Here is a 19,656-nt window from a genome sequence, read left to right as displayed (position 1 = left end):
CGGGGGCGGTATGGCGTGTTTCACTCACCCGCCGTCGAACCCGGCCCGCCGCAGGGCCGTGGCCACAGCGAGGCCGAGGATCCGGTGCCCGGCGTCGTTCGGGTGCAGCCCGTCCGCGAGGTGCTCGGGCCCGAGCAGGTCCCGGCCCGGCAGCAGGGCGAGCCGGTCGTCCCCGGCGGCGGTCCGCTCGCGGGCGGCCCGCTCCATGGCGTCGCGCAGGGCCCCCAGGGTGGCGCCGAGGCGGTTCGGGGTGCGTTCGGCGTCGGGGCGCAGCACGGGGGAGACCAGCAGCAGCGGGGTGCGGGGGTGGCCCTGGCGGACCAGGTCGAGGAAGACGCGGGTGGTCTCGTACAGCAGGGCGGCCGTGTAGGGGACGCGGGTCCAGCAGTTGGTGCCGAAGGCGAGGGTGAGGGCGTCGGCGGGGAGCGCCGCGAGCTGTTCGGCGGTGGCCAGCTCCCCGCGCGCGGCTCCCGCGTACCCGAGGTTCACGGTGTTCCATCCGAGCGCCCGCCCGGCGACGGCGGGCCAGCCGTGGGCGGGGCGGGTGGACCACCAGCCCTCGGTGATCGAGTCGCCGTGCACCACCCAGCGTGGGGCGGGCGGGGCGGGGGCGAGGGCCCCGCCGACCCCGCGCACGCCCAGGACCAGGGGGGACTGCGCCTCGGGCGGGTGGACGGTGAAGGGGCCGGGGCCGCCGGGCAGGCCGATGCGCACGACGGCCTCCGTGGCGGGGTCGGTGAAGACCTCGCGGACCGGCCCGTGGCGGTCCCACAGGGAGAAGCCGTGCGCGAGGTCGCGCAGGGCGTCCGTGGGGCCGGGGACGGCGGCCCGGTAGCGGATCTCCACCGCCCGCGCCCCGTGGGCGAGGAACTCCAGGCGGACCCCGATCGGCAGGGTGGCCCGTTCGCCCGTGTCCCAGGGCAGCCGCTCGGTGTCGGCCGGGTCGGCCCGTACGGGCCGGTTCCCGTCCAGCCAGGCGACCCCGCGCAGGAAGGGGCCCGGATCGAGCCAGGCCGTGGCCGTTCCGTCTGCGTCCATGGCGGCACGCTGCGGCAATTCTGACGGGCTGTCAAGAACGGGAGGCGGTGGAGGCCGCGCACTGATCGATCATCCGCGTGCAACAAAGGACCATCCAGGACAGATCCGCGCAACGATCGTGCGCCAATGTGCAAGGATGGTGCATTACGGGCGGTATCCCTCAGCTCGTAGGCTCACCCCCTGTACGTGGAGTGGCGCGGACCGCCTGCTCGGCGGTCCTCTCATGCCCAGACGGGCCCACCCGTCTGTCAACTGCTCCGGACCGCTGCGGTCGACGCCCGACCCGTCCCCATCCCGCAGTGTCAAAGGAGTCCCCCCGTGCTCGATCAGGGCCAGGCACCCCCGCTCTCCCCCGAGACGCGCAAGCCCGTGAACCCGCTCATGCGGCGCAAGCCGGTCGAGCGGCTCATCTCCGAGGGCGGGCAGGGCGAGGGCGGCACGCTGCGCCGCTCGCTCACCATGTGGCAGCTGACCATGATCAGCATCGGCGCCACCCTGGGCACCGGCATCTTCGTCGTCCTCGGCACCGCCGCCCCCAAGGCCGGCCCCGCCGTGACGATCTCCTTCATCCTCGCGGGCCTCACCGCCCTGTTCTCGGCCCTCTCCTACGCCGAGCTCGCCGGCTCCGTCCCGGTCTCCGGCTCCTCGTACTCCTACGCGTACGCCACCATGGGCGAGCTCATCGCCTGGATCTGCGGCTGGTGCCTGGTCCTGGAGTACGCCGTCTCCGTGGCGGCCGTCGCCGTCGGCTGGGGCCAGTACCTCAACGAGTTCCTCGACGGGACCATAGGCGTCACCGTCCCCGAGGCCATCTCCCAGCCGTACGGCGACGGCGGGTTCATCAACCTGCCGGCCCTGGTCGTCGTCCTGCTCTCGATGGTCTTCCTGATGCGCGGCGCCAAGGAGAGCGCCACCGTCAACTCGATCATGGTCGCGGTGAAGATCGTCACCCTGCTGCTCTTCATCGGCATCGGCGTCATGGGGATCAAGGCCGGCAACTACACCCCGCTCGCCCCGCTGGGCATGAGCGGCATCGCGGCCGGCGCCTCCACCCTCTTCTTCTCCTACATCGGCTTCGACGCCGCCTCCACCGCCGGTGAGGAGGCCAAGGACCCGAAGAAGGACCTGCCGCGCGCGATCATGCTGTCGCTGGCCATCGTCACCGTCCTCTACGTGCTCGTCGCCTTCGTCGCCGTCGGCGCCATGCCGTGGAAGGACTTCGAGGGCGCCGAGGCCGCGCTGGCCCAGATCATGACCGACGTCACCGGCACCAGCGTCTGGGGCGTCGTCCTCGCCGCCGGCGCCATCGTCGCGATCTTCTCCGTCGTCTTCGCCGTCCTCTACGGCCAGACCCGCATCCTCTTCGCGATGTCCCGCGACGGCCTCGTCCCCAAGGTCTTCGCCAAGGTCGACGAGAAGACCGGCGCCCCCCGCGCCAACGTCGTCATCGTCTCCCTCTTCTGCGGCGTCCTCGCCGCCTTCATCCCGCTGGGCAAGCTCGCCGACGCCACCAGCATCGGCACCCTCTTCGCCTTCGGCCTGGTCAACGTCGCCGTCATCATCCTGCGCCGGACCCGCCCGGACATGCCGCGCACCTTCAAGGTGGCGCTCTTCCCCGTCACCCCGATCCTCGGCGCCATCGCCTGCGGCTACATGATGTTCGAGCTCGACAGCGCGACCTGGATGGTCTTCGGTGGCTGGATGATCGTGGGCCTCGTGTTCTACTTCGTGTACGGCATCCGCCGCTCCCGACTGGCCACGGAAGAAGTGGCTCCAGCAGAAATGTGATCCATCCGCAGTGCGACTGAACGATCTCGACGAACGCATCGTGCACGCCCTCGCCGAGGACGCCCGACGCTCCTACGCCGACATCGGCTCCGAGGTCGGCCTCTCCGCCCCCGCCGTCAAACGCCGCGTGGACCGGCTGCGCGCCGAAGGCGCCATCACCGGGTTCACCGTCCGCGTGGACCCGGCGGCCATGGGCTGGGAGACCGAGGGCTTCATCGAGATCTACTGCCGCCACAACACCTCGCCGGACGACATCCGGCGGGGACTGGAGCGGTACCCCGAGGTGGTGTCCGCGTCGACCGTCACCGGCGACGCGGACGCCCTCGTCCAGGTCTTCGCCTCCGACATGCGCCACTTCGAGCGGGTCCTGGAACGCATCGCGGGCGAGCCCTTCGTGGAACGGACCAAATCCGTCCTCGTCCTGTCGCCCCTGCTGCGCCGCTTCACCTCCGGAGCGCCCGCGTAACGGCCACGCCCCCGCCCTCACCCGGCGGGGGCGTCGTCGTATCCGCGGGGGAGGCCGTCACGGGCGGGTGCCGCCATGGGCCGGGAACGGGGGAAGGGGGCCGGGCGGAGGGCCGGGCGGCCGCTGATCCGCGTGTTCATCGCCCGGCCGTCCGGCCCCCTGCCCGGGCCCCCTTCGTGGCACCGACGCTACGGGAGGCCCCGGGCCGACTCAATGAACCCCGTGTTAAACCGGGTCAGGGCCGGTCGTGCGGGGTCCCGGGCGTACGCAGCCCGATGAAGACCGGCTCCCGGCGCAGGGCGAAGCCCATCGACTCGTACAGCCGGATCGCGTTCGTGTTGTCCGCCGCCGCGTGCAGGAACGGCACGTCCCCGCGCTCGCGGATGCCGGCCGCCACCGCCCGGACCAGCAGCGCGGCCAGGCCCTGCCCGCGGTGGTCCGGATGGGTGCACACCGCGCTGATCTCCGTCCAGCCCGGCGGCCGCATCCGCTCCCCGGCCATCGCCACCAGCCGGCCCTCGCGGCGGATCCCCAGGTAGGCGCCCAGCTCGATGGTGCGCGGCAGGAAGGGGCCCGGCTCGGTCAGCTCCACCAGGGCCGTCATCTCGGCGACGTCGGCCGGCCCCAGCCGCACCGCCTCCGGCGCGGCCTCGGCCCGCACCGCCCGCCCCTCCAGCTGCACGCCCGGGATGACGCGCACGGTCCCCCAGTCGGGCGGCGGCGTCGGCAGGCCGGTCAGCCACACCTCCCGGCCCGGCCCCACCAGCGCGGCCAGGTCCGCCCAGGCGGCCGGGTCGGCCGGGTCGGCGACGGCGGCGAACGGGTTCGCCGCCGGGAGGTAGCGGGCGGCCCCCCGCCCGGAGTACTCGGCGAAGGCCCGGTGCGGACCGGTCAGCGCGGCCCACACCGGGTTGTCCAGCGGGGCGGCGGGGTTCTCGGTGGACATGCGGTGCGGGATCCTTCCCTGGAGGCGGCCGCCTTCCGGACCCCCGCGCGGCGGCACGGGACTGCGGCGACGGCCGCAGGGTACGCCGCCGCGGCCCCCGGGAGCAGCGGAATTACGGCCGCGCCCCCCATCCGCCCCCCATCCGCCCCGCTCCGCCCGCCGGAAAGGCCCCACGCAACGATTCGCCGCACCCGGGGCGGAACGCGCAACGAATCGATGAGGCCAGCGCAACGCTGACGGCTTGTCCCGGTCGAACGCCCGAACGTACCGTTTTACGACCCCCACCCCACCTGTCACAGAGGTTCGCCCATGCCCCCGCTGCGCACCGCACTCCTCCAGAGCTCCGGACGGCTCGGCGACACCGCCGAGAACCTGAAGCGGCTCGACGAGGCCGCGGCGCGCGCCGCACAGGGCGGGGCCGGGCTCCTCGTGACCTCGGAGATGTACCTGACCGGCTACGCGCTGGAGGTCGGGGACGTCGCGGGCCTGGCCGAGCCGGCCGACGGCGAGTCCGCCCACGCCATCGGGGGCATCGCCCGCCGCCACGGGATCGCGGTCCTGTACGGCTACCCCGAGCGCGACGGCGACACCGTCTACAACTCGGCCCAGCTCGTCGGCCCCGACGGGACCCGGCTGGCGAACTACCGCAAGACCCACCTGTTCGGCTGCTTCGAGCAGGAGGCCTTCACCCCCGGCGACGTCCCCGTCGTCCAGGCCGACCTGAACGGCCTCCGCGTCGGCATCATGATCTGCTACGACGTGGAGTTCCCGGAGAACGTACGGGCGCACGCGCTGGCCGGGACCGACCTCCTCCTGGTCCCGACCGCGCAGATGCACCCGTTCCAGTTCGTCGCCGAACAGCTGGTCCCGGTACGGGCCTTCGAGAACCAGATGTACATCGCGTACGTCAACCGGACCGGCCCCGAGGGCGAGTTCGAGTTCGTCGGCCTCAGCTGCCTCGCCGGCCCGGACGGGGTCACCCGCACCCGCGCCGGCCGCGGCGAGGAGCTGGTCCAGGGCGAGGTCGACCCCGAGCTGCTCCGCGCCTCGCGCGAGACCAACCCGTACCTGCGCGACCGCCGCCCCGGGCTCTACGCCTCCCTCGTCTGAGGCCCGCCCGCCCCCCTTCACCACCCCGCCCCCGCCCTGCCTGCTCAGCCGCAAGGAGACGTACCCCCATGACGTCCACGGTGCCCACCACCGCCGTCCCGCACGGCGACGGACAGCTCCCGCCGATCACCATGTTCGGACCGGACTTCCCGTACGCGTACGACGACTTCCTCGCCCACCCGGCGGGCCTGGGCCAGATACCGGCGACCGAGTTCGGCACCGAGGTCGCCGTCATCGGCGGCGGCCTGTCCGGCATCATCTCCGCCTACGAGCTGATGAAGATGGGCCTCAAGCCCGTCGTCTACGAGGCCGACCAGATCGGCGGCCGCCTGCGCACCGTCGGCTTCGAGGGTGCCGAGACCGAGGGCCTCACCGCCGAGATGGGCGCCATGCGCTTCCCGCCCTCCTCCACGGCCCTGCAGCACTACATCGACCTCGTCGGCCTGGTCACGGAGCCCTTCCCGAACCCGCTCGCCGAGTCCACCCCCTCGACGGTCGTCGACCTGAAGGGCGAGACGCACTACGCCGAGACGATCGCGGACCTCCCGCAGATCTACCGCGACGTGTCCGCCGCGTGGAACGCCTGCCTCGACGAGGGCGCCGACTTCTCGGACATGAACACCGCGATGCGCGAGCGGGACGTCCCGCGCATCCGCGAGATCTGGGCCAAGCTCGTCGAGAAGCTCGACGACGAGACCTTCTACGGCTTCCTCTGCAAGTCGGAGGCCTTCAAGTCCTTCCGCAAGCGCGAGATCTTCGGCCAGGTCGGCTTCGGCACGGGCGGCTGGGACACCGACTTCCCGAACTCCATCCTGGAGATCCTGCGCGTCGTCTACACCGAGGCCGACGACCACCACCGCGGCATCGTCGGCGGCTCGCAGCAGCTGCCGCTGCGCCTGTGGGAGCGCGAGCCCGAGAAGATCGTCCACTGGGCCCAGGGCACCTCGCTGTCCACCCTGCACGAGGGCACCCCGCGCCCGGCGGTGACCCGCCTGCACCGCACGGCCGGCAACCGCATCACGGTCACCGACGCCTCGGGCGACATCCGCACCTACCGCGCCGCGATCTTCACGGCCCAGTCCTGGATGCTCCTGTCGAAGATCGAGTGCGACGACACGCTGTTCCCGATCGACCACTGGACGGCGATCGAGCGCACCCACTACATGGAGTCGTCCAAGCTGTTCGTCCCCGTCGACCGGCCGTTCTGGCTGGACAAGGACGAGGAGACCGGCCGCGACGTCATGTCGATGACGCTGACCGACCGTATGACCCGCGGCACCTACCTGCTGGACAACGGCCCGGACAAGCCCGCCGTCATCTGCCTCTCGTACACGTGGTGCGACGACAGCCTGAAGTGGCTGCCGCTGTCCGCGAACGAGCGGATGGAGGTCATGCTGAAGTCCCTCGGCGAGATCTACCCCAAGGTCGACATCCGCCGTCACATCATCGGCAACCCGGTCACCGTCTCCTGGGAGGACGAGCCCTACTTCATGGGCGCGTTCAAGGCCAACCTCCCGGGCCACTACCGCTACCAGCGGCGCCTGTTCACCCACTTCATGCAGGACCGCCTCCCCGAGGACAAGCGCGGCATCTTCCTCGCGGGCGACGACATCTCCTGGACGGCCGGCTGGGCCGAGGGCGCCGTCCAGACCGCCCTGAACGCGGTCTGGGGCGTCATGCACCACCTCGGCGGCTCCACGGACGCCACCAACCCGGGCCCGGGCGACGTCTACGACGAGATCGCCCCGGTCGAACTCCCGGAGGACTAGTACCCAGGCGGTACCCCCGGCCCCGTGACCACGGGCCGCCCCCGCGTCCCCACGCGGCGGCGGCCCGTTCTCATGCCCGGACGGGGGTCAGGAGGCAGCGGCCGACCAGGCCGACGCCCGCGTCCAGGGATTCCTCGAACTCTTCCGCCAGGCCGGGGGAGCGGCGCAGGGTCCACAGGAGGCGGGCCGCCGCCCAGGCGCCGGCGCGGGCGCGTTCCAGGCTCCAGGAGCCCAGGAGGTGCGTCAGGGGGTCGGCGATCTCCAGCAGGTCCGGGCCCGGCATCAGGTCCTCCCGGATGCGTTCCTCCAGGGCCACCAGGGTGTCGCCGACCCGGTGGAAGTCGGCCTCCAGGGCCGCCGGGGCGCAGTCCAGCACCCGGCAGGTGGACACCACCGCCAGGGCCAGGTCGTGCCCGATGTGGGCGTTGATCCCGGCCAGCGCGTGCTGGAGCGGGCGCACCCCGGGGTGGCGGCGGTACTGCAGGAGCGGGCGCCAGCAGGCCGGCGCCCGCTCCGACTCCACCGCCGTCAGGTACCGCTCCGCGAACCGCACGCTCAGCGCCTCGGCCCGCCGGGGCCGGGGGAAGTCCCCGTGCTCGATCCGCTCGTGCAGGGTCTGCGTCACGGTCAGGTACACCCGGTTGAAGACGGCCACGCCGTCCTGCGCCGGCAGCCGCTCGTCGAGGACGCGCATCCGCGCGAGTACCGCTTCCATGGAGGACAGCGTCACAGCCCCGGCGCCGGGGGCGGGGAACTTGGCCGCAGGCTTCGCCGGTTCGGGCGAAGGACCGTCAACCCCGCTTGTCCCGGGGCTCCCCGGCGCCCTCGTCGTAGGCGGAGGTGCCCGAGTCCAGCAGCGGCTCCTGCCGCTTGAGGTGCTCCGGCGCGAAGTAGCGCAGCGCGTGGTACCCGGTGATCACCACGATCGTGCCGAGCGCGATGCCGCCCAGCTCGAAGCTGTCGCTGAAGTGCAGCTTGACGCCGCCGACGCCGATGATGATGCCCGCGGCGGCCGGGACCAGGTTCAGCGGATTGCGCAGGTCCACCCGCCCGTTCAGCCAGATCTGCGCGCCGAGCAGGCCGATCATGCCGTACAGGATCACGGTGATGCCGCCCAGCACCCCACCGGGGATCGCGGCGACGACCGCGCCGAACTTCGGGCACAGGCCGAAGAGCAGCGCGAAGCCGGCCGCAGCCCAGTAGGCCGCCGTGGAGTAGACCCGGGTGGCGGCCATGACCCCGATGTTCTCGGAGTACGTGGTGTTCGGCGGGCCGCCCACCGCCGTGGACAGCATGGACGCGGCGCCGTCGGCGGCGATCGCCGTGCCGAGCTTGTCGTCGAGCGGGTCGCCCGTCATCTCGCCGACCGCCTTGATGTGCCCGGCGTTCTCGGCGATCAGCGCGATCACGACCGGCAGGGCGATCAGGATCGCCGACCACTCGAAGGACGGCCCGTGGAGGGACGGCAGGCCGATCCAGTCGGCCTTGCCCACCCCCGAGAGGTCGAGCCGCCAGTGGTCCACGGCCTCGGTACCGCCGGCCGTGGAGTGGATCTTGCCGAAGAGCAGGTCGAAGACCCACGAGATCCCGTACCCGAAGACCAGGCCCAGGAAGATCGCGATCCGCGACCAGAAACCGCGCAGGCACACCACGGCCAGCCCGGTGAACAGCATGGTCAGCAGCGCCGTCCACTGGTCCTGCGGCCAGTACGTGGCCGCCGTCACCGGCGCCAGGTTGAACCCGATCAGCATCACGACGGCGCCCGTCACCACCGGCGGCATCGCCGCGTGGATGATCCGCGCCCCGAACCGCTGCACGGCCAGACCCGCCAGGAACAGCGCCGCGCCGACCACGAACACCGCGCCCGTGACCACGGCGCTGTCCCCGCCGCCGGCCCGGATCGCCGCCGCCACGCCCACGAAGGAGAGCGAACAGCCCAGGTACGAGGGGACCCGCCCGCGCGTCGCGAGCAGGAAGACGGCGGTGGCGATGCCCGACATCATGATGGCCAGGTTCGGGTCCAGGCCCATGAGCACCGGGGAGACGAAGCTCGCCCCGAACATGGCGACCACGTGCTGGGCGCCGAGCCCGGCGGTGCGCGGCCACGACAGCCGCTCGTCCGGCCGGACCACCGCGCCGGGGGCCGGGGTCCGCCCGTCTCCGTGCAGGGTCCAGCGCAGGCCGAAGCCCATGTTCCACCACTTCCGTTCCGCCGAGAGGTCAAGGATCATGACCGCAGGGCGGCCAGCGATATATTACGGCCGGATAGCAGCGGGTTCGTCCCGGTTCGCGGCCTGCGCGCCGCCCGACGGCCCGGCCTTCGGCCGCAGCACCGCCGCCCCCGCGACCAGCGCGCACGCCAGGAGCGTCACCAGGCCGAACGACACCACCAGCGAGGTCGCGTCCGCCACCGCCCCGATCGCCGACGGGGCGATCAGCCCCGAGGTGTACGTGATCGTCGCCACCCCGGCGATCGCCTGCGCCGGGGCGGGCCCACTGCGCGCCGCCGCCGCGAAGGCCAGCGGCACGACCACCGCGATGCCCAGCCCGATCATCCCGAACCCGGCCATGACCGCCGCCGGCTGGCGCACCGTCACCACGAGCAGCCCGCCCGCCGTGGCCAGCACCCCGCCCGCCCGCACCGTGCGCACCGCCCCGAACCGGTCCACGGCCCGGTCCCCGGCCAGCCGGGCCACCGCCATGGTCAGCGCGAACGCGGTGGTGGAGGCGGCCGCCGTACCGGCCCCGGTGTCCAGTACGTCCCGCAGGAACACCGCCGACCAGTCCAGGCTCGCGCCCTCCGCGAACACCGCGCAGAACCCGACGGCCCCGATCAGCACGGCCGCCTTCGGGGGCCGGGCGAACCGGGGCGGCGCCTCCTGCCCGGGCTCGCTGCGCAGGTCCAGCACCCCGCGTGCGGCGACCAGCCCGGCCGCGGTCAGGGCCAGGGCGGCGATCAGGTGGTGCACCCGGGCGTCCGTCCCGGTGTGCGCGGCGACGGTCCCGGCGGCCGAACCGAGCAGGGCGCCCACGCTCCACATCCCGTGCAGCGAGGACATGATCGAACGGCCGAGCCGGTTCTCGGTCTCCACCCCGAGCGCGTTCATGGCGACGTCCGACATGCCGGCGGCGGCCCCGTAGGCGAAGAGGGCGCAGCAGAGGGTGACCGGATTCGGGGCGAGGCCCGGCAGGACGAGGGACAGGGTCCACAGCGACAGCAGCCCGCGCAGCGCGGCGCGGGCGCCGAAGCGGTGGTTGACCCGCCCGGCCAGCGGCATGGCGAGGGCCGCGCCGAGGGCGGGGAAGGCGAGGGCTAGGCCCAGGGTGCCGGCGCCGATCTGGGCGTGCTCCTGGATCCACGGGATGCGGGTGGCGAAGGAGCCGGTCACGGCGCCGTGGGCGCAGAAGACGGCGGCTATCGCGAAGCGGGCACGGCGCAGCCGCGCCGGGCCGGTGCCGGGTTCCCCGGGCGTCACGGTCGTCATGGGAGGAAACTATCAGGGAGGCTGCCTGATAATTAAGGCCTTTTCCTTAGGATGGGTCCGTGACCCCTGTGAAGGCGATGTCCCCCGCCGTTTCCGCCCCGCCCGCCGCCCCGGCGCCCTCGCCCGCCTCGCCGAGCACGGCCCGGGCCATGAACGACCGCCTCGCGCTGGAACTCCTCCAGGCGCGCGGGCCGCTGACGGCGACCCAGCTCAAGCAGCTCACCGGGCTCTCCCGCCCGTCCGTCGCCGACCTGCTCGAACGGCTCGGCGCGGCCGGACTGGTCGAGGTCGTGGGGGAGTCCGGGGCCCAGCGGCGCGGCCCCAACGCCCGTCTCTACGGGATCGTGGCCCGCCGGGCCCACCTGGCCGCCCTGGACGTCCGGACCGACAGCGCGACGGCGGTGGTCACCGACCTGCTCGGCGAGCCGCTCGCCCGGGCGGAGCTCCCCGTCGACGCCGTGGACGAGGCCGTGGACCGGCTGGAGGCCCTGGCCCGGGAGGCCGGCGCGGAGGCGCTGCACACGGTGGTCGTCGGCGCGCCCGGCCTGGTCGCCCCGGCCTCGGGCGAACTGCGCGGCACCTCGGGCCTGCCCGCCTGGCACCGGGACCTGGTGGCCGCGCTCCAGCGCAGGCTGCCCGCCCGGGTGGTGGTGGAGAACGAGACCAACCTCGCGGCCCTGGCCGAACAGCGGGTCGGCGCCGCGCGGGACGTGGACTCCTTCGTACTGCTGTGGCTCGGCGCGGGGGTCGGGGCCGCGGTGGTGCTCGACGGCCGCCTGAGACGGGGCGCCTCCGGCGGGGCGGGCGAGATCGGCTTCCTGCCGGTGCCGGGTACGGCCGGACTGCCCTCGGCCACCGACTGCGGCGGGGGCTTCCACGCCCTGGCCGGCGCGGCGGCGGTGGCGGCGCTGGCCGTGGAACACGGCTTCGGCGGACCGGTGGAGGAGGCGCTCGCCGGGGCCGGCGGGGAGGCCTTCCTGGAGGCCGTCGCCGAGCGGCTCGCCCTCGGGGCGGCGGCCGTCGCCTCGGTGCTGGACCCGGGCTGCGTGGTCCTCGGCGGGGGCCTGGGCCGGGCGGGCGGCGATCCTCTGGCCGCCCGGGTGGCCCGCCGCCTCGCCGCCCTGAACCCGGTCCCGACCGAGGTCCGGGCCACCGCGCTGGGCGACCCGGCGGTCCTGGAGGGTGCCCGCCTCGCGGCCCGCGAAGCGGCGCAGGCGTCCCTGTTCGGCTGACCCCCCGTGCGCCCGCTGCGCGCCCGTCGCCTCAAACGCCGACGGGGCTATTTATAGCCCCGCCGGCGTTTGAGGCGCTGGGGGCACCTCCCAGCGGTAGCTGGGGGAGGGTCTGGGGGCGGAGCCCCCTGGGAACGGGCGAAGGGCGGGGCGGGGAGACGGCTCCGCGCAGCGGCCCACCCGCACCGCCGGACCGCTACCGTGCCGCGAGGTACTCACCGAAGGTGATGCGGCCGACCGCCCGGTCAGGCGCCAGGTTCCCGCCCCGCCGGAACCCGGCATACGCCGCCCCGGCCATCCGCACGCCCACCACCCGCCGCCGGCTGCCGGCCGCCGCGAGGTACTCCCGCCCCCACTCCTCCAGCGTGCGCACCTCCGGCCCGCCCATGTCCGCCACCCGCCCCGCCGGGACCGGCACCGCCAGCTCCGCGAGCCGGTCCGCGACCTCCTCGACGGCGATCGGCTGCACCCGTACGCCCTTGGGCAGCGGCACCACCGGTACCAGCGGCAGCTTCGCCATGGACGCCGTCACCTGGGCCACCAGGTCGTGGAACTGGGTGGTGCGCAGGATGGTGACCCCGAGCCCGGAATCCTCCAGCATCCGCTCCACCCGCAGCTTCGTCCGGTAGTAGCCGAGCGGCACCACGTCCACCCCGACGATCGAGATGTAGACGAGGTTGGTGACCGTCCCGGCGCGCCGGGACGCCTCGATCAGGTGCCCGGCGGCCACGTCGTCGCCCCCGCGCGGGGAGCTCGCGCAGTGGACGACGACCTCCGCGCCCGCCAGCGCCGCGTCCAGCCCGCTGCCGTCGCGCAGGTCGACCGGGAACTCGGCCGAGCTCCGGCTCAGCGCCCGGACCTCGTGGCCCTGTTCCCGCAGCATGCCGACGACGAGGGCACCGAGGTTGCCGGTGCCGCCGGTCACGAGGATCGCGCTCATGGTGGGGGTGTCCTTCCGCGTGGGAGTGCCTGTGCCCACAGGACAGACCAGGGCCGCGGAATGTGACATCGGCGCGCGGAGGATCCTCCGGCGGACGTGCGAGGACCCGGTGGCCGCCGGGCCACCGGGTCCTCACGCTTCACGTCACCCGGAGGGGGTCAGCAGGCGCCCAGGTCCTGCCAGACGCCCCACTGTCCGGTGGTGCCGGGCTCCTCGTTCTGCGTCCACCACTGGGCCTTCCAGTTGTGGCCCTTGTGCGAGACGACGGTCCCGCCGGTGTAGACCGTGCCCGCCACGTACGCCGGGTTGGCGCAGGTCCCGCCCGGGGGCGTGGTCGGCGGCGTCGTCGGGGGAGTGGTCGGCGGGGTGGTGGGAGGCGTGGTGGGAGGCGTGGTCGGCGGGGTGGTCGGGGGCTGGCTGCCGCCCGGCTCCGTCACCGTCGTGCCGCGCGCCAGGTCGCCGGCGAGGGCGTAGGTCGTGCCGGAGATGTTCACCGTCCAGTTGGAGGGGGTGGACACCGGCAGGTAGTAGTTGAACGCCAGGTCGACCGTGGCGCCCGGGGCCAGCGTCTGCCAGGCCGGGAGCTTCAGCGAGACCCGCTGGAAGTCGCCCTTCAGGCCGCCCACGTTGCTGCCGGTGTGCCCGCTGCTGATCACCTTCGTACCGAAGCCGGACTGGTCGGAGGCGTTGTTCGGGGCCGAGGTGCCGTAGTCGAACTGGAACTCGGTGCCGCCGGGCAGGGTGCTCTTCGTGTTGTTGGTGATCTTCAGCTTCGGGGTGATCGGGTAGTTCGAGTCGCCCAGCTTGAAGTCCGTGAACTCCGTCCTGATGTCCACCGCCTGGGTGGGCAGGGCCGTGCCCGCCTTCTTCGCGCCGTAGGGGGAGGCCGCCTTGAACTTGTCGTACATCAGGGAGGTGAGCGTGTCGCCCATCTCGTACTGGCCCTTGGCCGCGTTGTACGCGTAGTCGCCGGCCAGCTCCCAGACCATCGTGCCGCCGATGCCCTTGTTCACCACGTAGTCGGCCTTGGCGGCGACGGACTGCTCGTCCTCAGTGGACAGGAAGACCTTCTTCTGCGCGTTCCACAGCCACGGCGCCACCAGCGTGGAGTCGTACTTGCGGGCGTAGGTGCCGGTCAGCGTGGTGTTCGCGGGGAAGCCGTACTTGGTGACGTAGTCGCCGACGACGCCCTTCTCCAGGTTCTTCGCGTGCCACATCGGGTTCGAGCCCGCCGGGGACTCGACGCCGTTGGTGTCGAGGTCGTGCCAGAGGTTGTCGATGCCGACCGCGCCGTCACCGCACTTGGTCAGGCCCGCGCCCGCCGGGCAGCTGGTGGCCGCCGCCTTGCCCCACAGGCCGTCGGTGCCGCCCTGCACGTTCTTGAAGCCGCGGGTGTAGTACGGCAGGCCGATGTTGATCCGGCCCGAGGGCATCGAGCCGCGGAAGTAGTGGTAGGCCCAGTCGGTGTTGAGGTAGCCGACGCCGCCGTACTGGGAGGTGGAGTAGACGCCCGCGGCCGCCAGTTCGGCGTCCTTACCGTCGTCGAAGAGGGACGCGTTCGGGCCGACGTACTCGTTCCAGGCGCCGTGCAGGTCGTAGGACATGATGTTGACGTAGTCCAGGTACTTCTGCATCTGGAACGTCTCCATGCCCCGCAGCAGGTAGCCGGAGGAGGGGGCGGCGACGGACAGCAGGTAGTGCTTGCCGTCGGCGGCGCCCGCGCGGTCGAGCCTCTCGCGCAGCGACTTCATCAGGGCCGCGTAGCCCTGGACCAGGCCTGCCCGGCGGGCGTTGGACAGCTGCCAGTCCAGCGGGTTGCCCGCGTCCTTCATCGTGGTCGGGTACTCGTAGTCGATGTCGACGCCGTTGAAGCCGTACTTGCGGATGAACTCGACCGAGGAGTCCGCGAAGGTGTCGATGCCCGCCTGGTTGACGGAGCCGTCGGCGTTGGTGGCCATCGAGTAGAAGCCGCCGGAGGCCACGCGGTTGCCGTCGTCGCCGAAGTAGCCGCCCGTCTCGGCCCAGCCGCCGACCGAGATCAGGGTCTTCACGTTCGGGTACTGCTTCTTGAACTTGTTCAGCAGGTTGAAGTGGCCCTTGTAGGGGAGGGCCGGGTCCATCTCGGCGCCGGCCACGCCCGGCCAGGTCATCCCGGTGGCGGCGTTGTTCGGGCCGTCCGAGCCCACCGAGATCCTGTTGTCCGAGCCGACGTGGGCGAAGGCGTAGTTCAGGTGGGTGACCTTGGACCACGGGACGTTGCTGGCCAGGTAGGCGGGGGTGCCGTCCTTGCCCGTGCGCCAGCCGGTGAAGTAGCCGATGACGCGGCGCTGGTGGTCCGCGCCCATCTTCTCGCGGCCTTCGGTGTCGTAGACGGAGCAGTACGGAACGTCCACTCCGGGCGTCTTGTACAGCCCGTCGGGGCGACAGCCCTCTCCCCCAGACTCCGTCCGGGGGGACCCCCAGGCGGCATGCGAGGCCGTCGATAGTGCGGGTAGCAGCAGTCCGGCGATGGCGGCGCCGGATGCCAGGAGCATCGCTCTCGTACGTGTGGGGGACGGCATGGTGCCTCCTGGGGAGGGGAGGATGGCAGGGCCAAATGCGGCAACAGGCATGGATGTGGCGCTGGTTGGCCTGTGACGTGCGCACGTCGGCAGGCCCGGCTCCCGGGAAGATGAAGGGAACGTTAAGAGGACTAGACCAACCCGTCAATAGGTCTGGACCAACCTCGGACCCGGCGCGTTCGCGACGCGGCCGGCGCAAGAGGAGCGCTCGAGAACGGTGGTCTTGTGAGCCAGGCCACAGCGGTTCACCCGCATGGCCGCCGATCCCCCGTGGCACACTGGCCCTAGTACCAGTAGCAGCGCACTCCGGGGTCGGTGTAATTCCGAACCGGCGGTATAGTCCGCGACCCGTCCGCATCCAGCGGCCGGTTGACCAGGTGAAATTCCTGGACCGACGGTTAAAGTCCGGATGGGAGGCAGTGCGCGGCGGGCAGTCACCGGTACGCCGCCGCCGGCGGTCCATCGGCGTATCCCCAGGGATACGTGTCGGAGGGACCGTGTTTTCCGGCCCCCGGCGTCCCCGCGTGTGCTGTTCCGCTTCATCTGTCGTATCCCGACAGGCCCCGGAGTCCGTGCCCGATGAGGCAGGAGGACCCGGTGGCGACACACGCCGCGCAGGCAGCACCCGACCCGAGCGTCACCGCGATGCGCCGGGCCATCGAGCTGGCCTCCCGCGGACTCGGCTCCACCAGCCCCAACCCCGTCGTCGGCTGTGTCATCACCGACCCCTCGGGCGCCGTCGTCGGCGAGGGCTGGCACCAGCGGGCCGGCGGCCCGCACGCCGAGGTCCACGCCCTGCGCGCGGCCGGTGAGGCCGCCCGCGGCGCCACCGCCTACGTCACCCTCGAACCCTGCAACCACACCGGTCGTACGGGACCCTGCGCGCAGGCGCTCATCGACGCCGGGATCGCCCGCGTGGTGTACGCCGTCTCCGACCCGAACCCGCAGGCCAGCGGCGGCGGAGCCACCCTGCGCGCCGCCGGGATCGCCACCGGGGCGGGCCTGCTGGCCGACGAGGCCGAGCAGGGCAACGCCGCCTGGCTCACCTCCGTCCGCCTGGGCCGCCCCCACGTCACCTGGAAGTACGCCGCCACCCTCGACGGCCGCAGCGCCGCCGAGGACGGCAGCAGCCGCTGGATCACCTCCGCCGAGTCCCGCGCCGACGTCCACCGGCTGCGCGCCGAGGCCGACGCGGTCCTCGTCGGCGGCGGCACCCTGCGCGCGGACGACCCCCACCTGGCCGTACGCGGCATCGACGGGGCCGTCCAGCCGCTGCGCGTCGCCCTCGACACCCGCGCCGCACTGCCCGCCACGGCCCGCGTCCTCGACGACGCGGCCCCCACCCTGATCGTCACCGGCGAGGACGCCGACACCCGTCACCTGCCCGGCGCCGACGTCCTGCGGCTGCCCCTGAGCGACGGCCGCGTCCCCGTACCCCGCCTGCTCACCGAGCTGTACGCCCGGGGTGTGCGCTCCGTCCTCCTCGAAGGCGGGCCCACCCTCGCGGGCGCCTTCCTCGAAGCCGGCGCCGTCGACCGCGTCATCGGCTACATCGCCCCGGCCCTCCTCGGCTCGGGCCCCGCCGCCCTCGCCGGCGCCGGCATCACGAACATCGCCCACGCCGTCCGCCTCGAGATCACCGAGGCCGTACGCAGCGGCACCGATCTGCGTATCACCGCCGTTCCCGCCAACGCCCCCAAGGAGCACTGAGTGTTCACCGGAATCGTCGAAGAACTGGGCGAGGTCACCGCCGTCGAGCAGCTCGCCGAGGCCTCCCGCTTCCGCCTGCGCGGCCCGGTCGTCACCGAGGGCGCCAAGCACGGCGACTCGATCGCCGTCAACGGCGTCTGCCTGACCGTCGTGGAGACCGCCGACGGCGAGTTCACCGCCGACGTCATGCAGGAGACCCTCAACCGCTCCAGCCTCGGCGTCCTCGGCGCGGGCTCCCGGGTCAACCTGGAACGCCCCATGGCCCTCGGCGGCCGGCTCGGCGGACACCTGGTCCAGGGCCACGTCGACGGCACCGGCGAGATCCTCTCCCGCACCCCCTCCGAGCACTGGGAGCTCGTCAAGGTCGCGCTCCCGGGCCACCTCGCCCGGTACGTCGTGGAGAAGGGCTCCATCACGGTCGACGGCGTCAGCCTCACCGTCGTCGAGGCCGCCGCCGACTACTTCACCATCAGCCTCATCCCCACCACCCTCGCGCTGACCACCCTGGGCATCAAGCAGCCCGGCGACCCGGTCAACCTGGAGGTCGACGTCCTCGCCAAGTACGTCGAGCGCCTGCTCGCCGCCGGCGTGAACCCGCTGCACGCCGAGGAGACCCAGAAGTGAGCGCCCTGACCTGGCTGAACTCCGAGGCCTTCACCGCCTTCGGCCAGAAGATCATCTGGTCCGACGCCATCGGCAACACCATGGGCCTGGTCGCCCTCGCCCTCGGCTGGAAGCGCTCCATATGGACCTGGCCGACCCAGTTCCTCTCCGGCGCCATCCTCTTCGTCGCCTTCGCCGCCGGCCACCTCTCCGGCAACGCCGGCAAGCAGGTCGTCGTCATGCTGGTCGCCCTGTGGGGCTGGGCCCAGTGGACCCGCGGCAAGCGGCAGGCCCAGGACGCCTCCCTCGCCGTCCGTTTCGCGAGCTGGCGCGAGCGCGGACTGCTGCTGGGGGCCGCCGCCGCCGGCACCCTCGCCGTCACCGGGCTGTTCACCCTCTACCCGTGGATGTCCTGGAACCCGCTGCCGGACGCCTACATCTTCGTCGGCACCATCGTGGCCATGTACGCCCAGGCCAAGGGCCTGGTCGAGTTCTGGTTCGCCTGGCTGCTCGTCGACGCCGTCGGCGTCCCCCTCGCCTTCACCAGCGGCTACGCCTTCTCCGCCTTCGTCTACGTGATCTACGGAGCCCTCGTGCTCTGGGGTGCCTACGACTGGTACCAGCGCTCGCGCACCACCCCCGCCCCGGCCCTCGAAGGAGCAACGGCATGACCCCCGTCCTCAAGCCCGTGCCCGACCCGGCCGACTCCGGCGCCGAGGAGTCCTTCCGCCTCGACCCCGTCGAGCAGGCCATCCGCGACATCGCCGCCGGCCGCCCCGTGGTCGTCGTCGACGACGAGGACCGCGAGAACGAGGGCGACCTCGTCATCGCCGCCGAGAAGGCCACCCCCGAGATCATCGCGTTCATGATGAGCGAGTGCCGGGGCCTGATCTGCGCGCCGATGGAGGGCCCCGAGCTGGACCGCCTGGAGCTCCCGCAGATGGTCCAGCACAACACCGAGTCGATGAAGACCGCCTTCACCGTCTCCGTCGACGCGAGCGCCGCCCACGGCGTCACCACCGGCATCTCCGCCGCCGACCGCGCCACCACCCTGCGCCTGCTGGCCAACGGCGCCTCCGGGCCCGGCGACTTCGTCCGCCCCGGCCACATCTTCCCGCTGCGCGCCAAGCCCGGCGGCGTCCTGGTCCGCAACGGCCACACCGAGGCCGCCGTCGACCTCGCCCGCCTCGCGGGCCTGCGCCCGGCCGGCGCCATCGTGGAGATCGCCGGCGAGGACGGGGTCATGCTGCGGCTGCCCGAGCTGATCCCCTTCGCCCGCAAGCACGGACTGACGATCATCTCCATCGAGGACCTGATCGCCTACCGCCGCTCCGCCGAGCCCACCGTCCGCCGCGAGGCCGAGGTCAGCCTGCCGACCGCCGCCGGCGAGTTCACGGCGTACGGCTACCGCTCCACCGTCGACGGCGTCGAGCACGTCGCCCTCGTCCACGGGGAGATCGGCGACGGCCGCGACGTCCTCGTCCGGATGCACTCCGAGTGCCTGACCGGCGACATCTTCCAGTCCCAGCGCTGCGACTGCGGCCCCCAGCTCCAGGCCGCCATGGCCCGGGTCCAGGCCGAGGGCCGCGGGATCATCGTCTACCTGCGCGGGCACGAGGGCCGGGGCATCGGACTGCTGTCCAAGATGCGCGCCTACGAGCTCCAGGAACGCGGCCGCGACACCCTGGACGCCAACCTGGAACTGGGCCTGCCCGCCGACGCCCGCGACTACGGCGCCGGCGCCCAGATCCTCGCCGACCTGGGCGTACGCACCGTCCGGCTGCTGACCAACAACCCCGACAAGGCGGCCGCCCTGGAAGACCACGGCATCTCCGTCGCCGGACGGGAGGCCATGCCCGTCGGGGCCGGCGAGCACAACCTGCGGTACCTGCGCACCAAGCGGGACCGCATGGGCCACGACCTCCCCTGGCTGGAGGGGGCCGTGCCCACCTCCGCCTGCGGAAACCAGTAACCACGCACCACCCACCCCACCCACCCCATCCGTCAA

General features: G+C 72.8%; 16 protein-coding genes and 1 riboswitch. Of the genes, 9 read left to right on the top strand and 7 right to left on the bottom strand.

From position 1 onward, the window contains the following. Positions 1 to 24: 24 nt before the first annotated feature. A complete protein-coding gene (locus ABT403_RS16495) occupies positions 25 to 1,038 on the bottom strand; it encodes a GDSL-type esterase/lipase family protein (protein ID WP_344159592.1) in 1,014 nt (337 codons plus the stop codon). A gap of 318 nt (positions 1,039 to 1,356) precedes the next feature. Between ABT403_RS16495 and ABT403_RS16490 the strand changes: the two genes are divergently transcribed. After that, positions 1,357 to 2,826: an amino acid permease gene (locus ABT403_RS16490; protein ID WP_344159595.1), complete on the top strand. Its 1,470-nt coding sequence runs from the start codon at positions 1,357 to 1,359 to the stop codon at positions 2,824 to 2,826. Between the two features lie 10 nt (positions 2,827 to 2,836). Beyond that, a complete protein-coding gene (locus tag ABT403_RS16485) occupies positions 2,837 to 3,292 on the top strand; it encodes an Lrp/AsnC family transcriptional regulator (RefSeq protein ID WP_007262967.1) in 456 nt (151 codons plus the stop codon). 235 nt (positions 3,293 to 3,527) lie between these two features. Here the strand turns inward: ABT403_RS16485 and ABT403_RS16480 are convergent, their stop codons facing one another. After that, entirely contained in the window at positions 3,528 to 4,238 is a 711-nt protein-coding gene (locus ABT403_RS16480; protein WP_344159600.1) for a GNAT family N-acetyltransferase, read from the bottom strand. A gap of 309 nt (positions 4,239 to 4,547) precedes the next feature. On the opposite strand from ABT403_RS16480, the gene ABT403_RS16475 reads away from it, so the two are divergent. Further along, entirely contained in the window at positions 4,548 to 5,348 is an 801-nt protein-coding gene (locus tag ABT403_RS16475) for a carbon-nitrogen hydrolase family protein (protein ID WP_344159603.1), read from the top strand. A gap of 68 nt (positions 5,349 to 5,416) precedes the next feature. Then, the gene (locus ABT403_RS16470) at positions 5,417 to 7,117 is read left to right on the top strand and encodes a flavin monoamine oxidase family protein (protein ID WP_344159606.1); all 1,701 of its coding nucleotides are present in this window, start codon (positions 5,417 to 5,419) and stop codon (positions 7,115 to 7,117) included. Between the two features lie 70 nt (positions 7,118 to 7,187). On the opposite strand, the gene ABT403_RS16465 is transcribed toward ABT403_RS16470, so the two are convergent. The 3 genes from ABT403_RS16465 to ABT403_RS16455 all read right to left on the bottom strand — a co-directional run bounded on the left by ABT403_RS16465 (position 7,188) and on the right by ABT403_RS16455 (position 10,602). After that, entirely contained in the window at positions 7,188 to 7,832 is a 645-nt protein-coding gene (locus ABT403_RS16465) for a DUF5995 family protein (protein ID WP_344159609.1), read from the bottom strand. 76 nt (positions 7,833 to 7,908) lie between these two features. After that, entirely contained in the window at positions 7,909 to 9,309 is a 1,401-nt protein-coding gene (locus ABT403_RS16460) for a uracil-xanthine permease family protein (RefSeq protein WP_344159810.1), read from the bottom strand. Between the two features lie 63 nt (positions 9,310 to 9,372). Beyond that, positions 9,373 to 10,602 (bottom strand): MFS transporter, encoded by a 1,230-nt coding sequence (locus ABT403_RS16455; protein ID WP_344159612.1) that lies wholly within the window; start codon positions 10,600 to 10,602, stop codon positions 9,373 to 9,375. A 77-nt stretch (positions 10,603 to 10,679) separates the two neighbouring features. On the opposite strand from ABT403_RS16455, the gene ABT403_RS16450 reads away from it, so the two are divergent. Beyond that, positions 10,680 to 11,834 carry an ROK family transcriptional regulator gene (locus ABT403_RS16450; protein ID WP_344159813.1) on the top strand — a complete coding sequence of 385 codons (1,155 nt, stop codon included), beginning with the start codon at positions 10,680 to 10,682 and terminating at the stop codon, positions 11,832 to 11,834. 196 nt (positions 11,835 to 12,030) lie between these two features. Here the strand turns inward: ABT403_RS16450 and ABT403_RS16445 are convergent, their stop codons facing one another. Further along, a complete protein-coding gene (locus ABT403_RS16445; protein WP_344159614.1) occupies positions 12,031 to 12,774 on the bottom strand; it encodes an SDR family oxidoreductase in 744 nt (247 codons plus the stop codon). A 158-nt stretch (positions 12,775 to 12,932) separates the two neighbouring features. After that, positions 12,933 to 15,335, bottom strand: coding sequence for a chitinase C-terminal domain-containing protein (locus tag ABT403_RS16440; protein WP_344159616.1), 2,403 nt, complete (start codon positions 15,333 to 15,335; stop codon positions 12,933 to 12,935). A 297-nt stretch (positions 15,336 to 15,632) separates the two neighbouring features. After that, positions 15,633 to 15,762, top strand: a riboswitch (FMN riboswitch). 152 nt (positions 15,763 to 15,914) lie between these two features. Between ABT403_RS16440 and ribD the strand changes: the two genes are divergently transcribed. From ribD to ABT403_RS16420, 4 genes are read left to right on the top strand one after another with little or no spacing between them, the layout of a single operon-like run. Next, the gene (gene ribD, locus ABT403_RS16435) at positions 15,915 to 17,045 is read left to right on the top strand and encodes a bifunctional diaminohydroxyphosphoribosylaminopyrimidine deaminase/5-amino-6-(5-phosphoribosylamino)uracil reductase RibD (protein WP_344159619.1); all 1,131 of its coding nucleotides are present in this window, start codon (positions 15,915 to 15,917) and stop codon (positions 17,043 to 17,045) included. Then, entirely contained in the window at positions 17,046 to 17,669 is a 624-nt protein-coding gene (locus ABT403_RS16430; protein WP_344159622.1) for a riboflavin synthase, read from the top strand. Continuing rightward, a complete protein-coding gene (locus tag ABT403_RS16425; protein WP_344159625.1) occupies positions 17,666 to 18,319 on the top strand; it encodes a nicotinamide mononucleotide transporter family protein in 654 nt (217 codons plus the stop codon). Before ABT403_RS16430 ends, ABT403_RS16425 begins: the two co-directional genes overlap by 4 nt. Continuing rightward, positions 18,316 to 19,620 carry a bifunctional 3,4-dihydroxy-2-butanone-4-phosphate synthase/GTP cyclohydrolase II gene (locus ABT403_RS16420; protein ID WP_344159628.1) on the top strand — a complete coding sequence of 435 codons (1,305 nt, stop codon included), beginning with the start codon at positions 18,316 to 18,318 and terminating at the stop codon, positions 19,618 to 19,620. The genes ABT403_RS16425 and ABT403_RS16420 overlap by 4 nt, the downstream gene beginning before the upstream one ends. Positions 19,621 to 19,656 lie beyond the last annotated feature (36 nt).

It is taken from the genome of Streptomyces sp. NPDC000075 (assembly GCF_040301925.1).
GTDB classification, from domain to species: Bacteria; Actinomycetota; Actinomycetes; order Streptomycetales; family Streptomycetaceae; genus Streptomyces; species Streptomyces polychromogenes.
The sequence above is the reverse complement of the archived record's forward strand: the minus strand, read 5'-3'. Positions and strand labels throughout refer to the sequence as shown.

What these genes read in the sequence shown, in the direction of transcription:
- ribD (WP_344159619.1), top strand. Translation starts at nt 15,915, where the DNA reads ATGAGGCAGGAGGACCCGGTGGCGACACACGCCGCGCAGGCAGCACCC.
- ABT403_RS16450 (WP_344159813.1), top strand. Translation starts at nt 10,680, where the DNA reads ATGTCCCCCGCCGTTTCCGCCCCGCCCGCCGCCCCGGCGCCCTCGCCC.
- ABT403_RS16480 (WP_344159600.1), bottom strand. Translation starts at nt 4,238, where the DNA reads ATGTCCACCGAGAACCCCGCCGCCCCGCTGGACAACCCGGTGTGGGCC.
- ABT403_RS16445 (WP_344159614.1), bottom strand. Translation starts at nt 12,774, where the DNA reads ATGAGCGCGATCCTCGTGACCGGCGGCACCGGCAACCTCGGTGCCCTC.
- ABT403_RS16455 (WP_344159612.1), bottom strand. Translation starts at nt 10,602, where the DNA reads ATGACGACCGTGACGCCCGGGGAACCCGGCACCGGCCCGGCGCGGCTG.
- ABT403_RS16495 (WP_344159592.1), bottom strand. Translation starts at nt 1,038, where the DNA reads ATGGACGCAGACGGAACGGCCACGGCCTGGCTCGATCCGGGCCCCTTC.
- ABT403_RS16440 (WP_344159616.1), bottom strand. Translation starts at nt 15,335, where the DNA reads ATGCCGTCCCCCACACGTACGAGAGCGATGCTCCTGGCATCCGGCGCC.
- ABT403_RS16475 (WP_344159603.1), top strand. Translation starts at nt 4,548, where the DNA reads ATGCCCCCGCTGCGCACCGCACTCCTCCAGAGCTCCGGACGGCTCGGC.
- ABT403_RS16460 (WP_344159810.1), bottom strand. Translation starts at nt 9,309, where the DNA reads ATGGGCTTCGGCCTGCGCTGGACCCTGCACGGAGACGGGCGGACCCCG.
- ABT403_RS16470 (WP_344159606.1), top strand. Translation starts at nt 5,417, where the DNA reads ATGACGTCCACGGTGCCCACCACCGCCGTCCCGCACGGCGACGGACAG.
- ABT403_RS16465 (WP_344159609.1), bottom strand. Translation starts at nt 7,832, where the DNA reads ATGGAAGCGGTACTCGCGCGGATGCGCGTCCTCGACGAGCGGCTGCCG.
- ABT403_RS16420 (WP_344159628.1), top strand. Translation starts at nt 18,316, where the DNA reads ATGACCCCCGTCCTCAAGCCCGTGCCCGACCCGGCCGACTCCGGCGCC.